This window comes from Marinobacter sp. tcs-11 (assembly GCF_002049515.1).
Taxonomy (GTDB): domain Bacteria; phylum Pseudomonadota; class Gammaproteobacteria; order Pseudomonadales; family Oleiphilaceae; genus Marinobacter; species Marinobacter nauticus.
Map to the genome: position 1 here is coordinate 70,552 of NZ_LLYU01000013.1, position 22,179 is coordinate 92,730.

Genomic DNA, 22,179 nt, shown 5'->3' on the forward strand with positions numbered 1-22,179 from the left:
AGAAGTATTCCCATAATACCATGGTAGAGTTTCTAGTAGTTTTGCTGTGGTCTACCATTTTCGGCAATGCTGAGTATAGCTGCTTTAGCGATTCTTCTGAATACGCCATAAGAACAACATCCGAGTTAGAGGACCACGCCAATGACGTCGATTTTTGACCAGGGCCTAGAGCCCCGGGACGCGAACTACGCTGTTCAATCCCCCATAGATTTTATCGAGCGCACGGCCAGTGTGTATCCGGATTACCCGGCCATCATTCACGGAGCTATCCGCCGCACCTGGGCTGAAACCTACGACCGCTGTCTGCGCCTGGCATCGGCCCTGAAAGGCCGTGGAATCGGCCGGGGCGACACCGTTGCCGTGATGCTGCCGAACATTCCGGCCATGGTGGAGTGCCATTTCGGCATCCCTATGATCGGTGCCGTGCTCAATACCCTGAACGTTCGCCTGGATGCCGAAGCCATCGCCTTCATGCTGGAGCATGGCGAAGCCAAGGTGGTGATTGCTGACCGGGAGTTCGGTCAGGTGATCAAGGATGCGGTGCGCCATCTGGAGCACAAGCCGCTGGTGATTGACGTGGATGACCCGGAATATGGTGAGGGCGTTCAGGTCAGCGACCTGGATTACGAGGCCTTCCTGCAGGAAGGGGACCCGCAGTTCCAGTGGAGTTTCCCGGAAAATGAGTGGGATGCCATTTCCCTGAACTACACTTCCGGCACCACCGGTAATCCCAAAGGCGTGGTGTACCACCACCGCGGTGCCTACATCAACGCGCTGGGCAACCAGACGGTGTGGTCCATGGACATGCACCCGGTGTACCTGTGGACGCTGCCGATGTTCCACTGCAATGGCTGGTGTTTCCCCTGGACCATTACCGCCATGGCCGGTACCCACGTGTGCCTGCGCCGGGTAGACCCGGAGAAAATCCTGCAGCTGATTCGTGACCATCAGGTTACCCACATGTGTGGTGCCCCGATCGTCCTCAATGCCTTGCTGAATGCCTCACCGGAAGCCAAGGCGGGCATCGACCACGAAGTGAAATCCATGACTGCCGGCGCGGCGCCCCCCGCCCAGGTGATTGGTTCCATTGAAGAGATGGGCATCAAGGTCACTCACGTGTATGGCCTGACCGAAGTCTATGGCCCGGTCACCGTGTGTGCCTGGAAATCCGAGTGGGACGAACTGCCCCTGCATGATCGCGCCAAGATCAAGGCCCGCCAGGGTGTGCGTTACCACACGCTGGGCGGCACCATGGTGGCGGATCCCAACACCATGCAGCCGGTCCCCAAAGACGGTAAAACCATCGGTGAGATCTTCCTGCGCGGCAACACCGTAATGAAGGGCTACCTGAAGAATCCCAAAGCCACCGAAGAAGCCTTCCGGGGCGGCTGGTTCCACACCGGAGACCTGGCGGTCTGGCACGAAGACGGTTACATGGAAATCAAGGATCGTCTGAAAGACATCATTATTTCCGGGGGTGAGAACATTTCCACCATCGAAGTGGAAGACACGCTGTATCGTCACCCGGCGGTGATGGAAGCGGCGGTGGTGGCCCGTCCGGACGAAAAATGGGGCGAAACACCCTGTGCCTTCGTTACCCTGAAACCGGAGGCCGGCGATGTCTCCGAGGAAGACATCATCAACTTTTGCCGGGAGCATCTGGCCCGGTTCAAGGTGCCGAAGACCGTGGTCTTCACCGACCTGCCAAAGACCTCAACGGGCAAAATCCAGAAGTTCGTACTGAGGGACCAGGCCAAAGAGCTGAACTGATTCCTTGAACGGCTGCGCCGCTGGCGCAGCCAACCTCTCCACAAAAACAACACAGGCTGGCATCTGAAATACGGTGTCTGGAGGTATCGTTATGCAAATGTTCCACAGAAAGAATGGTGAAGAGCAGCCGTACTGGCCTGCTGGTCCCTTTAAAGTCCGACTGCCGTTTGTCCATTACCGCTGGGAATTCGCGGAGATGGTGCAGGCGTTGATCATGTTTGTGGTCAGTCTGGCCATGATTCCGCTGCTGGAAAAATATCTCGGTGTTCCCTACGACGTGGCCCTGGCTTACGTGGTGATCTGCGGTATCGGCTTTATGCTGCCAGCCTTGCTGGGTGTGCCTCTGGTGCCCGGCTGGATTACCCCGGGTATTCCGGTGGTGCTGCTGTTCCTTTCCGATTATGAACCCGGCCCTGAGGCCATCCAGGCGCTGTTTGCATTGCAGTTCCTGGTGTTCCTGATCTTTCTGATTCTGGGCGTGACCCGTCTGGGCAGCAAACTGGTTAACTGGATTCCGCGCTCGATGAAGGGCGGTATCATTATTGGTGCCGGTATTGCGGCATTGATGGGTGAAATCGAGGCCGGCGGCCGCCTGGCCAACACGCCGATCTCCCTGATCGTGGGTGGTCTGGTGTGTCTGTATCTGATGTTCTCGGTCTCGTTCAAAGGCTTTGTCGACAAGAACGTGCTGGCCCGCAAGATTGCCAACTACGGCATGGTGCCGGGCATGGTGGTGGCCATTCTGGTGGGCTTTGCCACCGGCGAATACGATGTGCCGAACGTGGAGTGGGGGATCACCAAGCCGGCGTTCGACCAGTTGTGGAACTACCTGCCGTTTAGCGTTGGTTTCCCGGATCTGAATGTATTTCTGTATGCGATTCCGACCGCAGTCATTGCCTACGTCATTGCCTTCGGTGACATCGTGGTGGGTCAGTCCCTGATGAATCGTGTCGACCACCTGCGCAAAGACGAAGACATCGACAACAGCGTGGACCGTGTGCACCTGGTGACCGCTATCCGTAACGGCGGCCACGCATTCTTCGCGCCATACCCTGGCCTGGCTGGCCCGATCTGGACGGCGGTGACCGCCACCATGGCCGAGCGCTACAAGTACGGCCGTAATGCCATGGATTCCATCTACAGCGGTGGTGGCACCTTCTGGATTACAGGCTTTATCGCACTGTTTGTGCTGCCGCTGGTGAGCTTCTTCCAGCCGGTGCTGCCGATTGCGCTGTCGCTGACACTGCTGCTGACCGGCTATATCTGCCTGATGGTGGGTCTGGAACAGCTGGAGAACAACACCGAGCGCGGTATCGCCGGTACCATGGGTGTGGTACTTGCGGTCTACGGCGCAGGCTGGGGCCTGGCCACCGGTGCGGTGTTGTACTTCCTGATTGAGCGTACTCACATTCTCGGCTTTACCCCAGACCCGGAAGCACCGGGCGTGGAGCCGGTTAAAGAGCACTGAACCTGATGCCGCTGTGTTCGGCGGCGGCATCTACCCACTGTGTGTCCTTGGGAGGCCTGAGCGCCTCCCTTTTTTGTTTCTGTTCGGATTTCTGACAAGTTGTCATATTGTGACAAAGCGTCTTTTTTTCTTGAGGTATGCCTTCCGGTTTGCAGTTACGTGGGGGTAAACTGATCCCGTTGATTAAAAATCATCCGCAGTCAAACTCCCGATAACAACAAACAGACCACAGGAGGCTGCCATGACGATCAGCTCCACCCCCGATGGTGTCACGGTCAAACCCCGGCACCTGCGGTTTGATGTTCGTACCGAACTGAGAACGCTCTGGCATGGTAACGATGCCTTTCGAACGGCCTTTTTCAATGCCTTGTCCCTGCAGTTTCCGGATGGCGAGCAACAGTTTATCAACGCAGTCCGGCTCTACCGGGATCAGATTACCGATCCCAAGTTGAAGGAGGAGATCAAGGGCTTTATCGGCCAGGAGGCTCTGCATAGCCGCGAGCACAAGGAATACAACGAGGCTCTGAAAGCCCGGGGCTACGATATTGATGCCCTGGACGAACGGTTCCGCAAACATATGGAGTGGGTCGGGCGCCTGCCGCCGAGTCGGCAGCTGGCCGGGACTTGTGGTGCTGAGCACTACACGGCCGTTCTGGCCAACGCAATTCTCAGTCACCCGGAGTGGATGGAAGGGGCGACTCCAACCATGAAGAGGCTGTGGCGCTGGCATGCCATTGAGGAAACCGAACACAAGTCGGTGGCTTTCGACGTATACCGTGCCTGTATTGGCAACGACAAGCTTCGCCGGATCGTGTTCCTGTTCGTAACCTGGAATTTCTTCCGCTACACCTTCCTTAATACCTGCAGCCTTCTGAAAACCGACGGCAAGCTCTGGAGCCTGAGAACCTGGTTGGGCGGGCTGAATTTCCTGTGGGGCAAGCCGGGGGTTCTGCGCAAGTGCCTGCCGGATTTTCTGGCCTATTTCCGGCGGGATTTTCATCCGTGGCAGCAGGACAATCGCGGTTTGCTGGAAGCCAATCTGAGGGAGCTGGAAGCCTGATCCGGTTCCCGGGTTGCTGAAATTTTCATCAGCCTGTGTAACACTGGGGCGCTGCAAAATAATCATAAGAAAGGGCGTACCCGCCAGAGGACGCGCCCGAACCCGGAGACATTCAGCATGCGAGTTGGTCTGATCGTTGATAGCGCCTGTGATCTACCCTATGAATTCGCCCGCAAACACGACCTGTTTGTGCTGCCCGTCACGGCCATAATTGATGGCCAGACCTACATCGATAACCACGATCCTGTCCGTACCCAGGAGTTCTATCAGAGCGGCCTGCTCGATAAGGGGCACCAGGCGGAAACGGAGGCGTTCAGCGCCGAGCAGATTCATGATCTTTTCATGGAAAAAATTGTCACCGAATTTGATGTCGCCATCTGCGAAACTGTTACCCGCAGCCGGAGCCTGATTTACCAGAACGCATCTGAAGCCATGAACTCTGTGATGGCGCATTATGAAGAGGCGCGCAAGGCTGCAGGCCGGGATGGCAAATTTTCCATGCGGGTGATCGACAGCAAACAGATATTTGCCGGCCAGGGGCTGCTGGCGGCTCACACGCTGAAGCTGATTGGGCAGAAAGTATCGAAGAATGCGCTTCGCCATGAAGTGGAAACCTTCACCGACAAAATCTACACCTGTGTCATTCCCCGGGATCTGCATTACATCCGTGAACGCGCCCGGCGCCGAGGTGACAAAAGCGTGTCTGCGGTGGCGGCTTTCCTGGGTAAGGCGCTGAACATCATCCCGGTGATTTTCGGGCAGGGTGTGGAAGGCAAACCGGTTGCCAAGACCCGTAACTTCGACATGGCTGTGGAGAAGGTGATGAATTACGCGGTCGCCCGGGTGGAAGCGGGTTTGCTGACGCCGTATGTCAGCCTTTCCTGTGGCCTGAGCTGGACCGAGATCGAGGATCTGCCGGGCCTGAATCGCCTTCGGGACGCGTGTGAGCAGAACGGCGTTGAGCTGTTGTTGTCCCAGATGGGTATTACCAGTGCCATTTATGTGGGGCCGGGCAGTATCTGCCTGGCTTTGGGCGCCGAGCCTCACGAGTTCAGTGATTTTCAGTAAATCGAACGGGCCGGTCGCCAGACTGGCCCTGTATCACGCCTGATGGTGTAGTTCGGGCAAACCCGCCATACGCCGGAACGTGTTAGCCTCTTTGCCAGACAAGAAAACCTGGCAAAGGAAAACAGGCTTATGACCGAGACCACCTCAACCCTGGCGGACCAATTACTTGAAGCCCACGTTCGGCACGAGCTGAATGCCCTGAAAGGCGCCAAACTGAAAAAGTTCCTGCATCAGGAAGTGGACGAACTGCTGGAGTATGCCAATAGCGTGACCCTGGAGCGTGTGGTTAGTGCCGAGCAGATTATGGGCCTGATCCGGCGGGTGGTGGTGAGCATGGAGCTGGATGCCGGCATTCCGGAGCTGGCAGCGGACCTGGCAACCGAAGTGTTGAAGGCCCCGGTTCAGAGCCAGACCAGGCTGGGCGATATTCTGTCCCGGGAGCAGGCCAGTGCGTTTGTTGAGGAAGCCCTGGAGTTGCGCCACCAGCGGGAACGGGTGATCAGTGAGATTATGGCGCACCCGGTTTATCAGGAGCTGGTGTCGAATGTGGTCTATCACGGCCTGGTGAACTACCTCTACGAGGATAATCTGATTACCCGCTCAGTACCCGGGGTGGGCTCGATGATGAAATTCGGCAAGAAAATGGCTAACAAGGCCGTGCCGGGACTGGATGAGACCTTTGAACGCCGCATCAAGGCCTGGCTTTCGGACAGCCTGCCGAGCCTGATTGCCCGAAGTGAGCAGTTCCTGCACAAGGCTTTGAGTGATGACGAACTGCGTGACACAGTCATGGCGGCCTGGGTGTCTCTCGAAGACCGAACCATCGAGGATCTGCAGGACGGACTGGGTGATGTTCAGCTGCAGGAATTTGTGGTGCTGGGCTATGACTTCTGGCTGCATTTCCGCCAGACACCGTATTTTGAGGGCTGTGTTCAGGCAGTAGTGGAGGGATTGTATGCCCGTTATGGTAACCAACCAGTGATGAACCTGCTCGCGGATATCGGCGTCACGCGGGAAGTGATTGTCACGGAACTTGAAGCGGTGGGCTTGCCGCTGGTGGATCTGCTCCGGCAGGAGGGCTATCTGGAAGCGCTGTTGCGGCGCAGGCTGGAACCGTTCTATCGTTCGGCAGCGACGAAAAAGCTGCTGGCGGTCGCTGGCTGAAACGCATCAGGGCCAATCAAAAAAGGCCGGAGGTGATGCCTCCGGCCTTTTTCGTTTGCGCGCGGCCTGGCCTCAGCGCTCCAGGTACTTGAGTTTGTCGGGCTTACCGTCCCACTCTTCGGCATCTGGCAGCGGGTCTTTCTTTTCAGTGATGTTGGGCCACTTGCCGGCCAGCTCTGCGTTGATTTCAACAAAGGCTTCCTGGCCTGCCGGCAGCTCGTCTTCCGAGAAGATGGCCTCGGCCGGGCACTCTGGCTCGCACAGGGCGCAGTCAATGCACTCGTCCGGGTCGATGACCAGAAAGTTGGGGCCTTCGTAGAAGCAGTCCACGGGGCAGACTTCCACGCAGTCGGTGTATTTACACTTGATGCAGTTATCAGTAACGATAAACGCCATAGTCAGATCCCTGGTTCGTAGAAGATTCAGTCTCATCAGGAGCCTGTCAGTTACCCGGCCCCGTTTATAATTTGGAGCGATATTGTAGGGAGCCCCCCACACTGCCGCAAGCGTTGGCCTGCTATATCGTTATTACCCAGATCAAGTTTGGCGCAGAATGCTGTTATTTTGCCAGTAACTCCTTGAGTTCATAAAGCTGGTTCAGGGCGTCTCTTGGGGTAATGCCGTCCAGATCGAGCTTCTCCAGAGCCTGTTCCACTTCACTCGGCTCGGCCACGGCAAACATGTCGCCCTGGTACACTGCATCCACACTGGCGGTCTTAGCCGCAGATGGCGTAGCCGGTTTCGGCTCATTAACGCTCACGGGCGCCGGCGACGGGTTGCTGCCTGCTTCCAGACCTTCCAGATGCGCCAGCTGGGTTTTGGCGTTGCGGATCACATCCTGGGGTACACCGGCCAGTTTTGCCACCTGCAGCCCGTAACTCTGGCTTGCCGGGCCATCGTGCACATTGTGCAGAAACACGATGGAGTCGTCGTGCTCGGTGGCGGTCAGGTGCACGTTAACCGCATGGTCGAGGTCATCGGCCAACTGGGTCAGTTCGAAGTAGTGGGTGGCGAACAGGGTATAACACCGGATGTTCTTCGCCAGGTGCTCGGCCGTGGCCCAGGCCAGCGAAAGGCCATCGAAGGTGCTGGTGCCGCGGCCCACTTCATCCATCAACACCAGGCTGTGTTCGGTGGCATTGTGCAGGATATTGGCGGTTTCGGTCATTTCCACCATGAAGGTGGAGCGGCCACCGGCTATGTCATCCGAGGAGCCCATGCGAGTGAAGATCCTGTCCACCGGGCCAAGCACGGCGCGGTTGGCGGGCACGAAACTGCCGGTGTAGGCCAACAGGGCAATCAGGGCGGCCTGGCGCATGTAGGTGGACTTACCGCCCATGTTCGGGCCGGTGATCACCAGCATGCGGCGTTTGGTATCCATCAATAGGTTGTTGGGCACAAACGGCTCGTCGAGCAGCTGCTCCACCACCGGGTGCCGACCTTCCTCCACATCAAATCCTGGCTGGTCGGTAAATTCCGGCGCGGTGAAGCGCAGGGACGTGGCTCGTTCGGCGAAGTTGCTCAGTACGTCGAGTTCGGCCAGGGCCTGGGCGGCGTCCTGCAGCGGGGCCAACTGTTCGGCCACGGTTTCCAGGACGTCGTCGTACAGGCCTTTTTCCCGGGCCAGGGCACGGCTTTTGGCGCTCAGTGCCTTGTCCTCAAACTCTTTCAGTTCCGGGGTGATGAAGCGTTCGGCGTTTTTCAGGGTCTGGCGGCGGATATAGTCCACCGGCGCCTGCTCAGACTGGGCCCGGCTGATCTCGATATAGTAGCCGTGCACCCGGTTGTAACCCACTTTCAGGGTGGAAATGCCGGTGCGTTCACGCTCCCGGGTTTCCACATCCAGCAGATACTGGCCGGCGTTTTCACTGATGTTGCGGAGTTCATCCAATTCTTCGTCGAAGCCTTCGGCAATCACGCCGCCATCACGAATCACCACCGGCGGGTTGTCGATGATGGCGCGTTCCAGCAGGTTGGCCAGTTCCGGGTATTCACCGATGACGGTGGCCAGTTTCACGACATGGTGTGAGTTGACCGGTTTCAGTGCCTCCTGCAGTTCTGGCAGGGCATGAAAAGCGTCGCGCAGGCGCGCAAGGTCCCTGGGGCGGGCAGAACGCAGGGCAACCCGGGCCAGAATCCGTTCGATATCACCCACCCGTTTCAGTAGATCGTGCACTGGCTCGTAGTGGAAACCGTCCAGCAGTGCAGATACTGCCTGCTGGCGCTGGCGCACGCGCTCAACATCCCGAAGTGGACGATTCAGCCAGCGTCGGAGCTCCCGGGCTCCCATGGCAGTGGCGGTGCGGTCCATCACCCAGGCCAGGGTGTGTTGTTGGCCACCCATCAGGTTGGTGTCGATTTCCAGATTCCGGCGGCTGGCGGCATCCAGTATCACGGCGTCTTCCCGGCGTTCGCGGGTCAGTTTGCGGATATGTGGCAGCGCCGTGCGCTGGGTCTCCTTGGCGTATTGCAACAGGCAGCCGGCAGCGCAAACGGCCAGGGTCAGGTCTTCGCAGCCAAAGCCGGTGAGATCGCGTACCTGCAACTGCTGGGTGATCACCCGGAGGGCGGTGTCCGATTCAAACAGCCAGGGGCCCTGGCGGCGTACGCCGGTGAAACCCTCAAGGATCTCGGTATAGGGAAAATCTTCGCTGATCAGGATTTCAGCGGGTCGCAGGCGCTGAAGCTCACCCTGCAGGGCTTCAAGGCTCTCCAGTTCCGACACTGCGAACCGGCCACTGGAAATATCCAGTGAGGCAAAACCGAACTGCTCTTTGTGATGGTAGATGGCTGCCAGCAGGTTATCGCGGCGGTCTTCCAGAAAGGCCTCGTCACTCAGCGTACCGGGAGTGACAATGCGCACGACCTTGCGTTCCACCGGGCCCTTGCTGGTGGCAGGATCACCAATCTGCTCGCAGATAGCGATGGACTGGCCCGCGCGAACCATGCGGGCAATGTAGCCTTCGGCCGAATGGAAGGGTACCCCTGCCATGGGAATCGGATTACCTCCGGAATGGCCACGTGCGGTCAGGGTAATGTCCAGCAATTCTGCGGCTTTTTTAGCGTCGTCGTAAAACAGCTCGTAGAAGTCCCCCATGCGGTAGAACACCATCTCGTTCGGGTGTTCTCCCTTGATTTTCAGGTACTGCTGCATCATCGGGGTGTGCTTGGACAGGTCCGTCATAGTTCCTCAATTCTTCCGGGTAAACATCGGCAAGGGTGGTGGCACGCCGTTCGGGATACCAAAACCCGCGATGGTACCACGGTCCGGAGGTGTCGGCAGCCGGTCAGTCACTCAGGGCATCATCAGTCCGGGATAGTCTGTCGCCAGCCTTTGCAGGTCAGCCGGTTCGTCGACGTCGTTCAGGGTTTCGCTCTCCGCCAGCCGCCACCCCAGGGCCGCCAGACGCTGTCGGGTGATGGCGGCCACCTGTTCGGTACTCCAGGGTATATCCGTGAAGAGGGCCGGGCTGAAACGCCGGAGCCCCAGCAGGGCATAGCCGCCGTCGGCGACCGGGCACAGGCAGGCATCGTGGTTCAGGAGGTCGCCGGCCATTTGCCTCAGTCGGTTGGCGTCAAGATCCGGGCAGTCCGTTCCGATCAGGATCACCGGTAAGCCGGCTGTCAGGGCATGTCTGGCGGCTTCCGCCATGCGATGGCCCAGGTCACCTTCGGCCTGGGAAGACAGGATGGCTCGGTCACCAGGGTCCAACTGTTGCCAGTAATCTGCCGCAGGATCCGGGCTGACACAGAGCTCCACCGGGCCGATATTGGCGTCGAGGGCCTGCGCCAGAGTGTGCCGCAGCATGCGGTCTGCCAGCCGGGCGGCACCGGCCTCGCCCAGCGCCGGGATCAGGCGGGTTTTTACCTTCCCGGGCCGGGGTTCTTTGGCGATAACAATAATACGTGTCTGGTTCATCGGTAACGGGCTGCCAGTTGGTCTGCGGGAACGCCGCGCCAATAGGCCCAGCGCAACTGCCACATTAAAAAGATCGTCCGCCAGCCGCCGCGCTGGTCCCAGCGCCGGCCGGAGGTGACCACTCTGTCCCTCAGACACACCGGGGGCGTGATGTGTTTCAGGCGTTTGCAGATTTCCACATCTTCCATCAGTGGTTGTTCCGGAAAGCCTCCGACCTGCTCGAACAGGGTTCGAGTCATAAACAGGGCCTGATCGCCGGTGGCGATGCCGGTCAGTCTCGAGCGCAGGTTCATCATGGCGCCAACGATCGGCAACAGGCCGGAGCGGCCGTCGATACAAACATCAAAACGGCCCCAGCTGGTTTCTGAGCGTGCCAGGTGAGTCATCACTTGCGTGTCCGCATGCTCCGGCAGCCGGGTGTCCGCGTGCAGGAACATCAGGAAAGGCGATTGGCTGGTGCGGGCTCCAGCATTCATCTGGGTTGCGCGTCCGCGGGCAGAGCGGATCAGGGGAACCCCCCTTGCTTCAATGAGACTGTCCGATTTGTCGTCGCTGCCGCCATCCACCACAATGATTTCGGCGCCCCGCTGACGCCAGGTTTCCAGGTGGCTCAGCAGCGGTTCGATACCCTCGATCTCGTTGAGAACGGGGACGATGATTGCGAGCCGGGGATCTTCTTCGCGTATTGGGTGTCGCAACATGGGTTTTGGTGGCCTCCTGAGAGGAGCATATCAGAGCTCGGGGTGGTGAGCATGGCAGGCGGGAGATGAGGTTATGAAACGACTGGTTTTGCTGGGTGCCGGCCACGCTCACATGGTGGCGTTGCGTCAGTTCGCGCGCGAGCCGTTGCCGGAAACGGAGCTGGTGGTGGTGTCACCGTCCCGGTGGCAGTACTACTCCGGGATGATCCCGGGCTGGCTGGCCGGGCACTATCGCCTCGATCAGTGTCGTGTCCTGGTCGAGCCCACGGTGATCGCCGCCGGTGGCAGGCTGGTGCTCGATCGGGCTGTTGAATTGCGGGCAGCCGAGCAGGAGGTCGTGTTGGCAAGTGGTGAACGGGTGCCCTACGATCTGCTCTCTGTCGATGTTGGATCGGCCAGTGACAGTGCCGTGCTGAACGAGCCGGACAGCATGATCCTCGGTGTTAAGCCCGTCGAACGATTTGCTGAAGACTGGCCGGCAACCGAAAGATCCCTGCGCGCCAGAGCGCGCCCGCGCATTGTTGTTCTTGGTGGAGGCGCTGGAGGTGCGGAGATCGCTATGGCCCTGGCCCGGCGATCAGCGGACTGCGACCAGGCGGGCGTTGTTCTGGTGGCCGGCAGCAATGGTGTAGTGCCGGGCTTTCGTCCCCGCTTTCGCCGCCTGGTGCGGCGGGCGCTGATGCGCTGCGGTGTCGAGATTGTTGAGGAGTATGGCGAACCGGTGGTTGATGGGGTCCGGTTGGCTGGTGGGCGACGAATGCGGGCCGATGCGGTTCTGGTATCTACCGGTGGCAGGGCTCTGCCCTTTCTGGAAGCCAGCGGCCTGGCCGTAGACGAAGCCGGTTTTGTCAGGGTAGACGCCAGCCATCGCAGCACGTCTCACCACAATGTGTTTGTGGCCGGAGATGCCTGTAGCCGGGTTGACCAACGGCTGGACCGTTCCGGGGTACACGCGGTTCGTGCCGGGCCGATACTGGCCCGCAATCTTGCGGCTGCGATATCGGGTAAACCGTTGGTGCGTTTCTATCCGCGCAGGTTTTCGTTGTACCTGTTGGCGGCGGGAGACTGCACGGCGATTGGTAGTTATGGCCCCTTGACGTTTTCGGGCGCCTGGGTCTGGAAGTGGAAAGACCGCATTGATCGCGGATTTGTTGACAGTTTTCCCGGAGCCTGAGAATGGCGACGGGCATTACAGGAAACGGGAGAACCGTATGAATGTGACCGACGGACAATTGGCCAAGGCTGGTGACGCGCTGGCGGCGGCGCTTGAGCGCAGGCGGATGACCATCGCTACCGCTGAAAGCTGCACCGGTGGCTGGGTGGCCAAGGTGCTGACTGACCGGGCGGGTTCGTCCGCCTATGTTATGGCGGGTCTGGTGACCTACAGTAACGCCGCGAAGCAGGCCATCCTTGGCGTACAGGCTGATACTCTGGAGCAGTGCGGGGCGGTCAGTGAACCGGTGGTGCGACAGATGGTGACAGGTGCCATACGTGCCACAGGCGTGGATATTGCCGTCGCTATCAGCGGTGTTGCCGGGCCGGGTGGGGGTAGTGCAGACAAGCCGGTTGGTACGGTCTGGTTTGCCTGGGGCAGCCGGGCTGACAACACCGAAGCCCGGGTAGCGCATTTCGATGGCGATCGGGATCAGGTGCGCCGGCAGTCGGTTTTGTATGTATTAGAAGGAGTTACCGGATTTGTCGAAACCCTGTGAGGATTTTCACCTTTCCGGGGGTTGGTCTCCTTCTGGCCATATGTTTTAATACTGTTCAAATATACAGGAAAACACTGGATGGCTATTCAGGTTTTCTCCGGATTCTGCCGCTTTGGCCAACAAGGTTGAGCGGCCCTGGTAACGAGGGTTTGCAAGAATGGAAGATAACCGCAAGAAAGCACTCGGCGCAGCGTTGAGCCAGATCGAACGTCAGTTCGGTAAAGGTGCTGTAATGAAGATGGGCGACCAGCCCCGTGAGGCGATTCCTGCCGTATCCACCGGCTCCCTTGGGCTGGATGTTGCTCTGGGCATTGGTGGTCTTCCTTACGGCCGGATCGTTGAGATTTACGGCCCGGAGAGCTCCGGTAAAACCACGCTGACTCTGCAGGTTATCGCGGAAGCGCAAAAACAGGGTAAAACCTGTGCCTTTGTGGATGCCGAGCACGCACTGGACCCGGTTTATGCGGAAAAGCTGGGTGTTAACGTTGATGAGCTGCTGGTTTCCCAGCCGGATACCGGTGAGCAGGCGCTGGAAATTGCCGACATGCTCGTGCGCTCGAACGCGGTGGACGTGATCATAGTCGATTCGGTAGCGGCCCTGACCCCGAAAGCGGAAATCGAAGGCGAGATGGGCGACAGCCACGTGGGTCTTCAGGCTCGCCTGATGTCACAGGCACTGCGCAAGCTTACCGGTAATGTGAAGCACGCCAATTGCCTGATGGTGTTCATCAACCAGATCCGTATGAAGATTGGTGTTATGTTCGGTAGCCCCGAGACCACCACCGGTGGTAACGCCCTGAAATTCTATTCCTCTGTGCGTCTGGATATTCGCCGTATCGGTTCGGTGAAAGACGGCGACGAGGTGGTGGGCAACGAAACCCGCGTAAAAGTCGTCAAGAACAAGGTGTCGCCTCCGTTCCGGCAGGCGGAGTTCCAGATCATGTACGGCAAGGGCATCTACCACATGGCGGAAGTGCTCGACATGGGCGTGAAAGAAGGCTTTGTGGACAAATCCGGCGCCTGGTACGCCTATAACGGCGACAAGATCGGCCAGGGCAAAGCAAACGCTTGTAAGTTCCTGGAAGAGAACCTGGATATCGCCAATGAAATCGAGGCTAAAGTGCGTGACAAGCTGATGCCCAAGCCGGTCAAGAAAGAGACGGCGGAGGCTCCTGCTGAAGCCAATGGCGAACTGCTATAAATTCTAAAAAGAGAAAGATAGGGAGGCGTGACATGAAGCGACTGCTGATTGTGGCTCATGCCCCGTCTCCGAATACCCTGAGATTACGGAGCGCCATCGAAAATGGCGCTCGTAATCCGGACATCGAAGCGGTAGAGGTGGTGGTAAAGGCGCCTCTCGAAGCTGGCCCCGAAGACATCCTCGCATGCGACGCCATCATCCTGGGCACCACGGAAAACCTCGGCTACATGTCTGGCGCCCTGAAAGACTTTTTCGACCGCAGCTACTATCCCTGCCTGGAGAAAACCCAGGGCCTGCCTTTTGCCTTTTATATCCGTGCCGGCCATGATGGTACCGGGACCCGCCGAGCTATTGAGACCATAACCACAGGGCTGCGCTGGAAGCTGGTGCAGGATGCACTGGTATGCCGGGGTGAATTCCGGCCCGAGTTTGAAGAGCAGTGTTACGAGTTGGGTATGGCAGTGGCGGCCAGTCTTGACGCCGGCCTGATTTGATCAACTGGCGTAGCGGTTGTAGAAGCCTTCAATACGGGACAGTGCGTTGTCCATCGTTCGTGAGTAGGCATTTTTGTCCAGGCAATAGGCAAACTGCAGACTGACCCGATATCCCGCCTGGTAGGGCTGGCAGGCGATAACCCGGGCGCCGACCCGGGATTCACTGATGTACTTGCCCTCGATATCAAGAAACAGTCGCACACCTACATCCACCGGTCGTGGGCAGAGAACCGCCATACCATAGCGGTTCATGTCCAGGCAGGTAACTGCCACAGGCTGTTTGCCACGGCCGAAGAAACCGCGCTCACGCAGTTGAACCCTCAGGCAGGACGCCGGAAAACGATCCTTGATGCGGCGATCTGCGGAATTATTCGTCATGTTTTCAGTCATCACGTGTCTTGTACTTGTTGTGGCCGGATTCCGTCCGGGAGATGAAGTGTAGTAATCGACGGCTTGCATGAAAAATGACCACGGCCGGATTTGTGACCAAGTTGGCACTTGCGGTCGGCTCTGGCCCCTTTCGATAAAACCGGACGAGGTACGCGACAGACCCGGCCCCAGGCACTACAATGGCGGGCCTGAAATCCGACAAAACTGACCGTTACGGGAAGCCAATTTGAAGTCTCTGCCCCTGCATCAGCTGTATAAAGCCTGCGTCCTCAAAGACCTGCCATTCAAGACCACAAGGCAACTTGAGCCCCTGGCCGAAATCGTGGGCCAGAACCGTGCCCAGGAGGCCGTGCGCTTTGCCCTGGCCATGCCCCATGGCGGCTACAACGTCTATGCCGTGGGTCGGAATGGGCTGGGCAAGCGAACGATGATGCTGCGTTACCTTGAGCATCATGTGGACACGCTGCAGCAAAGCCATGACTGGTGTTATGTCGCCAACTTCGAGGAACCGCGTAATCCCAAGCTGTTGCAGCTGCCGGGAGGTATGGGGACCCAGCTGAAGCAGGACATGGAAAAGCTGATGACCCGGCTGGTGAAAACGATCCCCCAGACTTTTGACAGCGACAGCTTTCTGGAACGCTCGGAGCAGTTGAAGAATGATTACGGCAAGAGGCAGGAAGATGAGCTGGCCAAAGTGGCTGCCCAGGCCAAGCGGAAAAAGGTAAGCCTGACGGTAACCACCCCCGGTGGCTATCGCCTGGTCGCCATGAATGGCGACGAGCCTCACACCGCGGAAAGCTTCCAGGCTCTGACCGAGGAGCAGCGGGACAAGTTTGAGGACTCGATCAACAAGCTCGAGAAGAAGCTGCGCCAGGCGTTGCGGAAGATGGCGGACTGGGAACAGGAATATGCCGACAAACAGCAGGCTCTGAACCAGGAGACCCTGGAGGGTATTTCCGGCCATCAGATTGACGAGCTGGTAGAGAAATATCGTGAACAGCCCGATGTGGTTACTTACCTGGAGGCCGTTCGCAAAGACCTGGTGGATAACCTGGATATCTTCCTGGAAGACGACGAGGAGCAGGCGGCCATTGCCTGGGCCGCACTGGACAAGAGAATGCCCCGGCGCTACCTCATCAATGTGCTGGTGCATCAGAAAACCAATGAAGTACCGGTGGTGGTGGAAGATAATCCCACCTATCACAATCTGTTCGGCTATGTGGAAAACGTGACCTACAAGGGCACGGTCTTTACCGACTTCTCTCTGATTCGGGCCGGAAGCCTGCACAGGGCCAACGGTGGCTATCTGCTGATGGACGCCATCAAGGTGCTGGAGCAGCCGTTCGTATGGGATGGTCTGAAGCGCGCATTGCGATCAAAATCGATCCAGATCAACTCCCTGGAGCGGGAGCTGACCCTCTCCGGCACCATTTCCATCGAGCCGGAGGCGGTTCCCCTGAACGTCAAGATTGTGTTGTTCGGCGATCGGGAAACCTGGATGCTGCTGCAGGAATACGATTCCGAGTTTGCCGAGCTGTTCCGGGTAACGGCGGATTTCGAAAACGAGATGTACCGCACCGAAGAGAGCCAGTTGCTGTACGCCAAGTTCATCTCCAGCCTTGTGGTCGAGAAGAAGCTGTTGCATTGCACCAACAAGGCGGTGGCTCGCATTATCGAGCATAGTGCCCGCATGGCCGACCATCAGGACAGGCTGTCGTTGCATGCCGCCGACATTGCCAACCTGTTGCGAGAGTCGGATTTCTGGGCCCGCCAGGCTGGTGCCAAGCTGATTTCTGAGGTACATGTGGAACGTGCGCTGGAGAGCGCCCGTTACCGCAGCAGTCGCATCCGTGATCAGTTCTATGATTCCATCCGGGACGGTTCCACTCTGGTGACCACCACGGGCACCTGCGTAGGTCAGGTAAACGCGCTTTCGGTATTGTCCACCGGTGGCTTCGAGTTTGGTTTGTCCAATCGTGTGACCGCAAGCTGCTACTATGGAGATGGCGGAGTTATGGACATTGAGCGCGATGTGAAGCTGGGCGGCAATATCCACTCCAAGGGCGTGATGATTCTGAGTTCCTGGCTGGCCTCTCATTTTGCCGTGAACGATCCCATGCACCTGTCTGCCAGCCTGACCTTTGAGCAAAACTATGGCGAGGTGGATGGCGACAGTGCCTCATTGGCGGAACTCTGTGCGCTGATTTCGGCCTTGTCCGGCATTCCGGTGCGGCAGGATCTGGCCATTACCGGCTCTGTTAATCAGTTTGGCGAGGTTCAGCCGATTGGTGGTGTGAACGAAAAGGTGGAAGGCTTCTATGCCACCTGTGAGCTTAAAGGTGGTCTGACCGGCAGCCAGGGTGTCATCATTCCAACCACCAATGTCCAGAACCTGATGTTGGACAGCGAAGTGGTGCAGGCGGCCCGGGCAGGGCGGTTTGCCGTGTACCCGGTTGCCCGGGTGGAAGAGGCGATTACACTGTTGCTGGGCAAGCCGGCGGGCAAAGCCGATGAGAAAGGCAGGTACCCCAAGCAGAGTGTTTTTGGCATTATTCAGCAACGGCTCGAAAAAATGCGCGAGCATGAGCGTCAGGAGCACGCCCGGGACGATCATAAAGATCCGTCCATTCACTGACCGGCACCATAATAAAACGGACAGGAGAGTACAGATCCATGACTGAGATCCAGCAAACTGTGTACGTGGTAGAGGACGATGAAGCCGTTCGTGATTCACTGGAGTTGTTGCTGAAATCCGATAGCAAGCCGGTGAAAACCTACGAAAGCGCCAATGCCTTTCTGAAGGACTATTCCGACAAGATGGCCGGCTGCATCGTGCTGGATATCCGTATGCCCGGGATGGATGGCATGGAGCTTCAGAAGAAGCTTAACGACAAGCATTCGATCCTGCCCATCATCTTTGTGACCGGCCATGGCGATGTGCCGATGGCGGTGGACGCCATGAAAGAGGGCGCCGTGGATTTCATCCAGAAGCCCTACCGTGAAGAGGCCCTGCTGGAGAAGATCGAGGCGGCCCTGGAGCAGGATCAGGAACAGCGTAAATCCCTGGACGAAAAACAGGAAATCATCCGCCGGGTGAAGAGCCTGACGCCCCGCGAGCGGGAAATCATGGACCGCATGATTGCCGGCCAGGCCAACAAGGTCATTGCCATTGAGCTGGAAATCAGCCAGCGTACCGTGGAGATTCACCGTTCCCGCGTAATGCACAAAATGGGCACTCATTCCCTGGCCCATCTGGTACGTATGGTCCTGTCCGTAAAGGACCTTATCGACTAGGACGGCCGGCACCGTCATCATGTCCGAACGTTTTTAACCGGCCGTATTTCTATGACTGAAACTGTCAGTGAGAACTCCGAGGTGACGGTTCTGTTGGTGGACGACAACCCGCAGAACCTGAAGGTCCTCTACGAGACCCTGAAAGACAAAGGCTACCGTTTGCTGATCGCCAACGAAGGCGAGAAAGCACTGGACCTTGCCCACCGGCACCACCCTGAAGTCATCCTTCTGGATATCATGATGCCGGAAATGGATGGCTATGAGGTTTGCGAGCGCCTGAAAGCCGACCCGCAAACGGCCGACTGTGCGGTGGTGTTTCTGTCGGCACTGGATGATCTGCAGGCCAAGGTAAAAGGTTTTTCTCTTGGCGGCGCGGATTACATTTCCAAGCCGTTTCAGTCCCAGGAAGTGATTGCGCGGGTGAAAACCCATGCCCAGGTGATTCGCCTTGAGCGTGAATTGCAGGCCCGGAACCGCGAACTCCAGGGTGATCAGGCCCGGATTCTCAATTCCATCAGCGAGGGCATCTACGGCCTCGACGAGAATGGCATCATTGAATTCGCCAATCCCGCTGCGGGCATGATCATGGGCTGCCCGGTTGAAGACCTGATCGGCAAGAGCTTTTTTGATCTGCATTTTTCCACCGCGTCAGATTCGGAAGACAACCTGCCGGTAATGGCTACCTGCCGGCAAGGCGTGGCCGAGAACCAGCGCGATATCCGTATGCTACGGGCCGACGGTTCCGGTTTCCCCGCGGAGTATCGCTCAACGCCAAAGCTGGATGACGAAGAACTCCACGGCGCGGTGGTGGTGTTCCGGGATATCACCACCGAGCTGGAAAACGAGCAGGCACTGGAGGATGCCCGGGCCATGGTTCAGGAGCAGCGGGATCAGCTGGCCCACACCTCCCGTTTGAGCACCATGGGCGAGATGGCGGCGGGATTTGCCCATGAAGTCAATCAGCCACTGACGGCAATCACCAATTACGCCCGAGTGGCCAAGCGTATGATGGGCAAGGAGCAACCCGACCTGGGTTTGCTGCAGGAAACCCTGGACAAGGTCGAGGCTCAGTCCCATCGCGCCAGCGAAATCATCCGCCGGATCCGGCGATTCATGAAAAAACCCGCCACCGGTAAGGAAATACTCTCGGTTCCCGGTTTGCTGGAGGATACCCGCCAGTTTGCCGAAGTCGACATGCGCAACAACGAAGGTGGCATCGAGGTACAGGTAGAGGATTCGCTGCCGGATGTGCTGGCCGACCCCATACAGGTGCAGCAGGTCGCCCTGAACCTGATACGCAATGCCCTGGAAGCCACCCGCAGTGCCGGCGCGGCAACGCCGGTTGAAGTGAGTGCCCGCCGTTGTGGCGACCACTGTGTCCGGGTTCAGGTGCGGGACCATGGCATCGGAGTCGCCGAAGAGGCCGAAGAGAAACTGTTTCATCCGTTTCATACCACCAAGGACGAGGGTATGGGTATCGGATTGGCCACCTGCCGCTCCCTGATTCAGGCCCAGGGCGGCGAAATCGGATACGAACGACCGGACGACGGCGGCGCTTGTTTCTGGTTCACCCTGCCTGTTTCCGGAGCCGAAGGAGGGCTCTGCGCTCCGGAGGAATAAGCGCTACAGCCAGTCGATGCGCCCGGTCAGATGCGGGGCATCGCCTTTCGCATTCAGTAACTGGAAATCCCAGCCATCCTCTCCTGTCTGCCAGTTCAGCATCGCGTTTCCCGGCAGCAGCAGGGGTTTCTTGAACTGGCAACTGGCCCGCACAGGGCCATCCTTCCAGCCCTTCTGATTCTCCAGCAGCGCCAATGCCCGTGCTTTGCTCCACATGCCATGGGCAATGGCCCGTGGAAAGCCGAAGGCTCTGGCGCTCAGGGCGTGCATGTGGATCGGGTTTCGATCCCCCGAGACTTTGGCGTATTGCCGGCCCAGGTTTTCCGGGGCCTTGATCGCTTCGGAGAATGGGTAGGTTTCCAGCTCCGGTTTCGGTTTGGTGCTGGTTTTACCAGGGCCGTTGGTTATCCGGAACAGGTTGGTACTGACTTCCTCCCAGATCAGGCGTCCTGAGGCTCTCGCTTCCGTAACCAGGTCAAATTCCAGGCCCCGGTCGGTGCGTTTCTGGTTGTCGAGGATAACCTTGAGATCCAGATTTTCGCCTGAGGCCAGAGGGCGATGCTGGGTGATGCTGTTTCGCAGATGGACCAACCCCAGCAACGGCAGCGGGAATGCGGGTTCGGTGAGCAGTTTAAGCTGCAGGGGGAACGCCAGGATATGTGGCCAGGTCACTGGCAGGCGGGTTCCCGGCTGAAAACTGCAGACTTTCATATAATCGCGGAGTGCGGGAATGTCCGTTGTAACGCCCAGAAGACTGGCCTCCAGCCTCGGAATCTGCACCGCTTCCGGGTCGTTCTTTCCGGATTTCGGCAGCAGTGCCTTACCGTACAGAGGCAAGAGGGCAGGGGGCGTGTGGTGATAAACCAGTGGCGCGGACATCGTAGCGTTCTCCTTGGTCGGCCCCGGGGCCGGCATCCATGTGCATGTCTTGATGGCAATGTGATTTTATATTGGGCGTTGCCAATTTCTGGTACAACTGTGCGTATGTGGCCTGATATGCTCTAATGTACGACGAAAGTCTGGCAAACCCGGCCAGATCTGGCATTGACCTGGCGTGCTCCGGGCCCTGTCCGGCGGGTCAAAGTAGTAACCAATAAATAAAAAAGCGGGATACTATGCAGGAACTACGTGATGCAGGCGTGATGCTGCGCCTGATATACGAGGCGATGAAGCGAAGAGGTATTGATACCGACGCCATCTTCAGCCGCCTTGGCGTTAACGAGCAGTACGTATACACGGATCAGCTAAGGACTCCCCACAGCGCCCAGCTCTATTTCTGGCAGGCGGTGGAGGATGTATCCGGTGACCCCGATGTTGGTTTGCACCTTGGGCCATTGCTCCCCGCCTACAAGGGGCAGGTACTGGAATACCTGTTCCTGAGCAGTCCGACGTTCGGCGAGGGCTTGCGCCGCGCCCAGAATTATCAGCGCTTGCTCAGCGATGCCGCCAACACGGATTTTTTCGTGGCTGGCGATGAAGCCTGTATGGTTCTGGACACCGCCTCAGACGATGTTCGCCGTCTCAAGCACTTCAATGAGTGTTTTGTTCAAGGCCTGATAACCTTTTTCAAATCCATTACCGACGGCAATTTCTACCCATCCCGGATTGAGTTCGAGCATGATCGGGAGCAGGGTCAGGACCATGTTCGTGAGGTGTTGGGGTGTGAGGTGGTGTTCGGTGCTGAGGAGAACCGGCTTTATTTCCCCGCCGAATTGCTGTCCCATGCATCGCCTCATGCGGAACCCGAACTGTTGGCCCTGCATGAACGATTCGCCAGTGAGCAGGTGGCCCGGCTCGAGAAGAAGGATATTGTTGGCCAGGTGGAGCGCATCATCGCGGAATTGCTCGATAGCGGCGAAGTCACGCTTGATGCCGTGGCTGAGCGTTTGGGGATCAAGCCCCGGACCCTGCGAACCCGGCTGACCGAAGCCGAAACCAGTTTTAATCAGGTATTGGCGGATTTCCGCTACCGTCTTGCACGGCAGCTACTGGCCACCACCGATGAATCCATTGATGAAATTGTCTACCTGACCGGCTTTTCAGAACCCAGTACGTTTTATCGGGCGTTCAAGCGCTGGTCTGGCATGACACCGATTGAATACCGCAAGACCGCCCAGGGCAAGGATGCAATGGTTGATGCCATGTAAGTGGCGATTCAGGCAAATCTGAAAAAAGTTTGGGAAAATCGTTGACATAAACGAGGGCCTCTTTATAATGCGCCCTCGTTGTCACAGAGCAGTCGCAAGACAGCTCAGGCAGCTACGCGGAGCGGTAGTTCAGTTGGTTAGAATACCGGCCTGTCACGCCGGGGGTCGCGG

19 protein-coding genes are annotated in these 22,179 nt (G+C 58.1%); 13 read left to right on the plus strand and 6 right to left on the minus strand.

The window, feature by feature from the left end; translation table 11 throughout:
- Nucleotides 1-141 precede the first annotated feature (141 nt).
- The 5 genes from ARC85_RS14080 (at nucleotide 142) to ARC85_RS14100 (ending at nucleotide 6,530) form a co-directional block, all read left to right on the plus strand.
- A complete protein-coding gene (locus ARC85_RS14080) occupies nucleotides 142-1,770 on the plus strand; it encodes an acyl-CoA synthetase (protein WP_286715184.1) in 1,629 nt (542 codons plus the stop codon).
- A gap of 91 nt (nucleotides 1,771-1,861) precedes the next feature.
- Nucleotides 1,862-3,238, plus strand: a complete 1,377-nt coding sequence (locus ARC85_RS14085) for a solute carrier family 23 protein (RefSeq protein ID WP_022990961.1) — start codon at nucleotides 1,862-1,864, stop codon at nucleotides 3,236-3,238.
- Between the two features lie 241 nt (nucleotides 3,239-3,479).
- Nucleotides 3,480-4,298 carry a metal-dependent hydrolase gene (locus ARC85_RS14090; RefSeq protein WP_011785563.1) on the plus strand — a complete coding sequence of 273 codons (819 nt, stop codon included), beginning with the start codon at nucleotides 3,480-3,482 and terminating at the stop codon, nucleotides 4,296-4,298.
- 117 nt (nucleotides 4,299-4,415) lie between these two features.
- On the plus strand, nucleotides 4,416-5,366 hold the full coding sequence (locus tag ARC85_RS14095) for a DegV family protein (RefSeq protein ID WP_286715187.1): 951 nt from the start codon (nucleotides 4,416-4,418) through the stop codon (nucleotides 5,364-5,366).
- A 129-nt stretch (nucleotides 5,367-5,495) separates the two neighbouring features.
- Nucleotides 5,496-6,530 (plus strand): hypothetical protein, encoded by a 1,035-nt coding sequence (locus tag ARC85_RS14100; protein ID WP_286715190.1) that lies wholly within the window; start codon nucleotides 5,496-5,498, stop codon nucleotides 6,528-6,530.
- A gap of 72 nt (nucleotides 6,531-6,602) precedes the next feature.
- On the opposite strand, the gene fdxA is transcribed toward ARC85_RS14100, so the two are convergent.
- The 4 genes from fdxA to ARC85_RS14120 form a co-directional block, all read right to left on the minus strand.
- Entirely contained in the window at nucleotides 6,603-6,926 is a 324-nt protein-coding gene (gene fdxA, locus ARC85_RS14105) for a ferredoxin FdxA (RefSeq protein ID WP_011785560.1), read from the minus strand.
- Between the two features lie 163 nt (nucleotides 6,927-7,089).
- Complete coding sequence (gene mutS, locus ARC85_RS14110) at nucleotides 7,090-9,714, minus strand: DNA mismatch repair protein MutS (protein ID WP_286715193.1); 2,625 nt, start codon at nucleotides 9,712-9,714, stop codon at nucleotides 7,090-7,092.
- 111 nt (nucleotides 9,715-9,825) lie between these two features.
- Nucleotides 9,826-10,449, minus strand: a complete 624-nt coding sequence (locus ARC85_RS14115) for a TIGR04282 family arsenosugar biosynthesis glycosyltransferase (RefSeq protein ID WP_286715195.1) — start codon at nucleotides 10,447-10,449, stop codon at nucleotides 9,826-9,828.
- The gene (locus ARC85_RS14120) at nucleotides 10,446-11,150 is read right to left on the minus strand and encodes a TIGR04283 family arsenosugar biosynthesis glycosyltransferase (protein ID WP_286715197.1); all 705 of its coding nucleotides are present in this window, start codon (nucleotides 11,148-11,150) and stop codon (nucleotides 10,446-10,448) included. The genes ARC85_RS14115 and ARC85_RS14120 overlap by 4 nt, the downstream gene beginning before the upstream one ends.
- 73 nt (nucleotides 11,151-11,223) lie before the next feature.
- Here ARC85_RS14120 and ARC85_RS14125 point away from each other — a divergent pair, with 73 nt between their 5' ends.
- From ARC85_RS14125 to ARC85_RS14140, 4 genes are all read left to right on the plus strand, one after another.
- A complete protein-coding gene (locus ARC85_RS14125) occupies nucleotides 11,224-12,324 on the plus strand; it encodes an FAD-dependent oxidoreductase (RefSeq protein ID WP_286715199.1) in 1,101 nt (366 codons plus the stop codon).
- A 37-nt stretch (nucleotides 12,325-12,361) separates the two neighbouring features.
- Nucleotides 12,362-12,862, plus strand: a complete 501-nt coding sequence (locus ARC85_RS14130) for a CinA family protein (protein ID WP_286715201.1) — start codon at nucleotides 12,362-12,364, stop codon at nucleotides 12,860-12,862.
- A 157-nt stretch (nucleotides 12,863-13,019) separates the two neighbouring features.
- The gene (recA, locus tag ARC85_RS14135) at nucleotides 13,020-14,063 is read left to right on the plus strand and encodes a recombinase RecA (RefSeq protein ID WP_011785554.1); all 1,044 of its coding nucleotides are present in this window, start codon (nucleotides 13,020-13,022) and stop codon (nucleotides 14,061-14,063) included.
- A 32-nt stretch (nucleotides 14,064-14,095) separates the two neighbouring features.
- On the plus strand, nucleotides 14,096-14,557 hold the full coding sequence (locus ARC85_RS14140) for a flavodoxin family protein (RefSeq protein ID WP_014420968.1): 462 nt from the start codon (nucleotides 14,096-14,098) through the stop codon (nucleotides 14,555-14,557).
- On the opposite strand, the gene ARC85_RS14145 is transcribed toward ARC85_RS14140, so the two are convergent.
- Nucleotides 14,558-14,935: a PilZ domain-containing protein gene (locus ARC85_RS14145; RefSeq protein ID WP_031210250.1), complete on the minus strand. Its 378-nt coding sequence runs from the start codon at nucleotides 14,933-14,935 to the stop codon at nucleotides 14,558-14,560.
- A 238-nt stretch (nucleotides 14,936-15,173) separates the two neighbouring features.
- On the opposite strand from ARC85_RS14145, the gene ARC85_RS14150 reads away from it, so the two are divergent.
- From ARC85_RS14150 to ARC85_RS14160, 3 genes are read left to right on the plus strand one after another with little or no spacing between them, the layout of a single operon-like run.
- Nucleotides 15,174-17,582, plus strand: coding sequence for a Lon protease family protein (locus tag ARC85_RS14150; protein WP_011785551.1), 2,409 nt, complete (start codon nucleotides 15,174-15,176; stop codon nucleotides 17,580-17,582).
- A 38-nt stretch (nucleotides 17,583-17,620) separates the two neighbouring features.
- Nucleotides 17,621-18,241, plus strand: coding sequence for a response regulator FixJ (gene fixJ / locus ARC85_RS14155; RefSeq protein WP_014420970.1), 621 nt, complete (start codon nucleotides 17,621-17,623; stop codon nucleotides 18,239-18,241).
- Nucleotides 18,242-18,292: 51 nt separating this feature from the next.
- Nucleotides 18,293-19,861, plus strand: a complete 1,569-nt coding sequence (locus ARC85_RS14160) for an ATP-binding response regulator (RefSeq protein WP_113878883.1) — start codon at nucleotides 18,293-18,295, stop codon at nucleotides 19,859-19,861.
- A 3-nt stretch (nucleotides 19,862-19,864) separates the two neighbouring features.
- Here ARC85_RS14160 and ARC85_RS14165 read toward each other — a convergent pair whose 3' ends face one another.
- Entirely contained in the window at nucleotides 19,865-20,740 is an 876-nt protein-coding gene (locus tag ARC85_RS14165) for a MaoC family dehydratase (protein ID WP_113878884.1), read from the minus strand.
- A 236-nt stretch (nucleotides 20,741-20,976) separates the two neighbouring features.
- Here ARC85_RS14165 and ARC85_RS14170 point away from each other — a divergent pair, with 236 nt between their 5' ends.
- Nucleotides 20,977-22,008, plus strand: coding sequence for an AraC family transcriptional regulator (locus ARC85_RS14170; protein WP_014420974.1), 1,032 nt, complete (start codon nucleotides 20,977-20,979; stop codon nucleotides 22,006-22,008).
- Nucleotides 22,009-22,179: the final 171 nt, after the last annotated feature.

Coding starts and splice junctions, on each gene's coding strand:
- ARC85_RS14130 (WP_286715201.1), top strand. CDS start 12,362: ATGAATGTGACCGACGGACAATTGGCCAAGGCTGGTGACGCGCTGGCG.
- ARC85_RS14170 (WP_014420974.1), top strand. CDS start 20,977: ATGCAGGAACTACGTGATGCAGGCGTGATGCTGCGCCTGATATACGAG.
- ARC85_RS14115 (WP_286715195.1), bottom strand. CDS start 10,449: ATGAACCAGACACGTATTATTGTTATCGCCAAAGAACCCCGGCCCGGG.
- ARC85_RS14145 (WP_031210250.1), bottom strand. CDS start 14,935: ATGACGAATAATTCCGCAGATCGCCGCATCAAGGATCGTTTTCCGGCG.
- ARC85_RS14125 (WP_286715199.1), top strand. CDS start 11,224: ATGAAACGACTGGTTTTGCTGGGTGCCGGCCACGCTCACATGGTGGCG.
- ARC85_RS14140 (WP_014420968.1), top strand. CDS start 14,096: ATGAAGCGACTGCTGATTGTGGCTCATGCCCCGTCTCCGAATACCCTG.
- fdxA (WP_011785560.1), bottom strand. CDS start 6,926: ATGGCGTTTATCGTTACTGATAACTGCATCAAGTGTAAATACACCGAC.
- recA (WP_011785554.1), top strand. CDS start 13,020: ATGGAAGATAACCGCAAGAAAGCACTCGGCGCAGCGTTGAGCCAGATC.
- ARC85_RS14095 (WP_286715187.1), top strand. CDS start 4,416: ATGCGAGTTGGTCTGATCGTTGATAGCGCCTGTGATCTACCCTATGAA.
- mutS (WP_286715193.1), bottom strand. CDS start 9,714: ATGACGGACCTGTCCAAGCACACCCCGATGATGCAGCAGTACCTGAAA.
- ARC85_RS14080 (WP_286715184.1), top strand. CDS start 142: ATGACGTCGATTTTTGACCAGGGCCTAGAGCCCCGGGACGCGAACTAC.
- ARC85_RS14100 (WP_286715190.1), top strand. CDS start 5,496: ATGACCGAGACCACCTCAACCCTGGCGGACCAATTACTTGAAGCCCAC.
- ARC85_RS14120 (WP_286715197.1), bottom strand. CDS start 11,150: ATGTTGCGACACCCAATACGCGAAGAAGATCCCCGGCTCGCAATCATC.
- ARC85_RS14160 (WP_113878883.1), top strand. CDS start 18,293: ATGACTGAAACTGTCAGTGAGAACTCCGAGGTGACGGTTCTGTTGGTG.
- ARC85_RS14085 (WP_022990961.1), top strand. CDS start 1,862: ATGCAAATGTTCCACAGAAAGAATGGTGAAGAGCAGCCGTACTGGCCT.
- ARC85_RS14090 (WP_011785563.1), top strand. CDS start 3,480: ATGACGATCAGCTCCACCCCCGATGGTGTCACGGTCAAACCCCGGCAC.
- ARC85_RS14165 (WP_113878884.1), bottom strand. CDS start 20,740: ATGTCCGCGCCACTGGTTTATCACCACACGCCCCCTGCCCTCTTGCCT.
- fixJ (WP_014420970.1), top strand. CDS start 17,621: ATGACTGAGATCCAGCAAACTGTGTACGTGGTAGAGGACGATGAAGCC.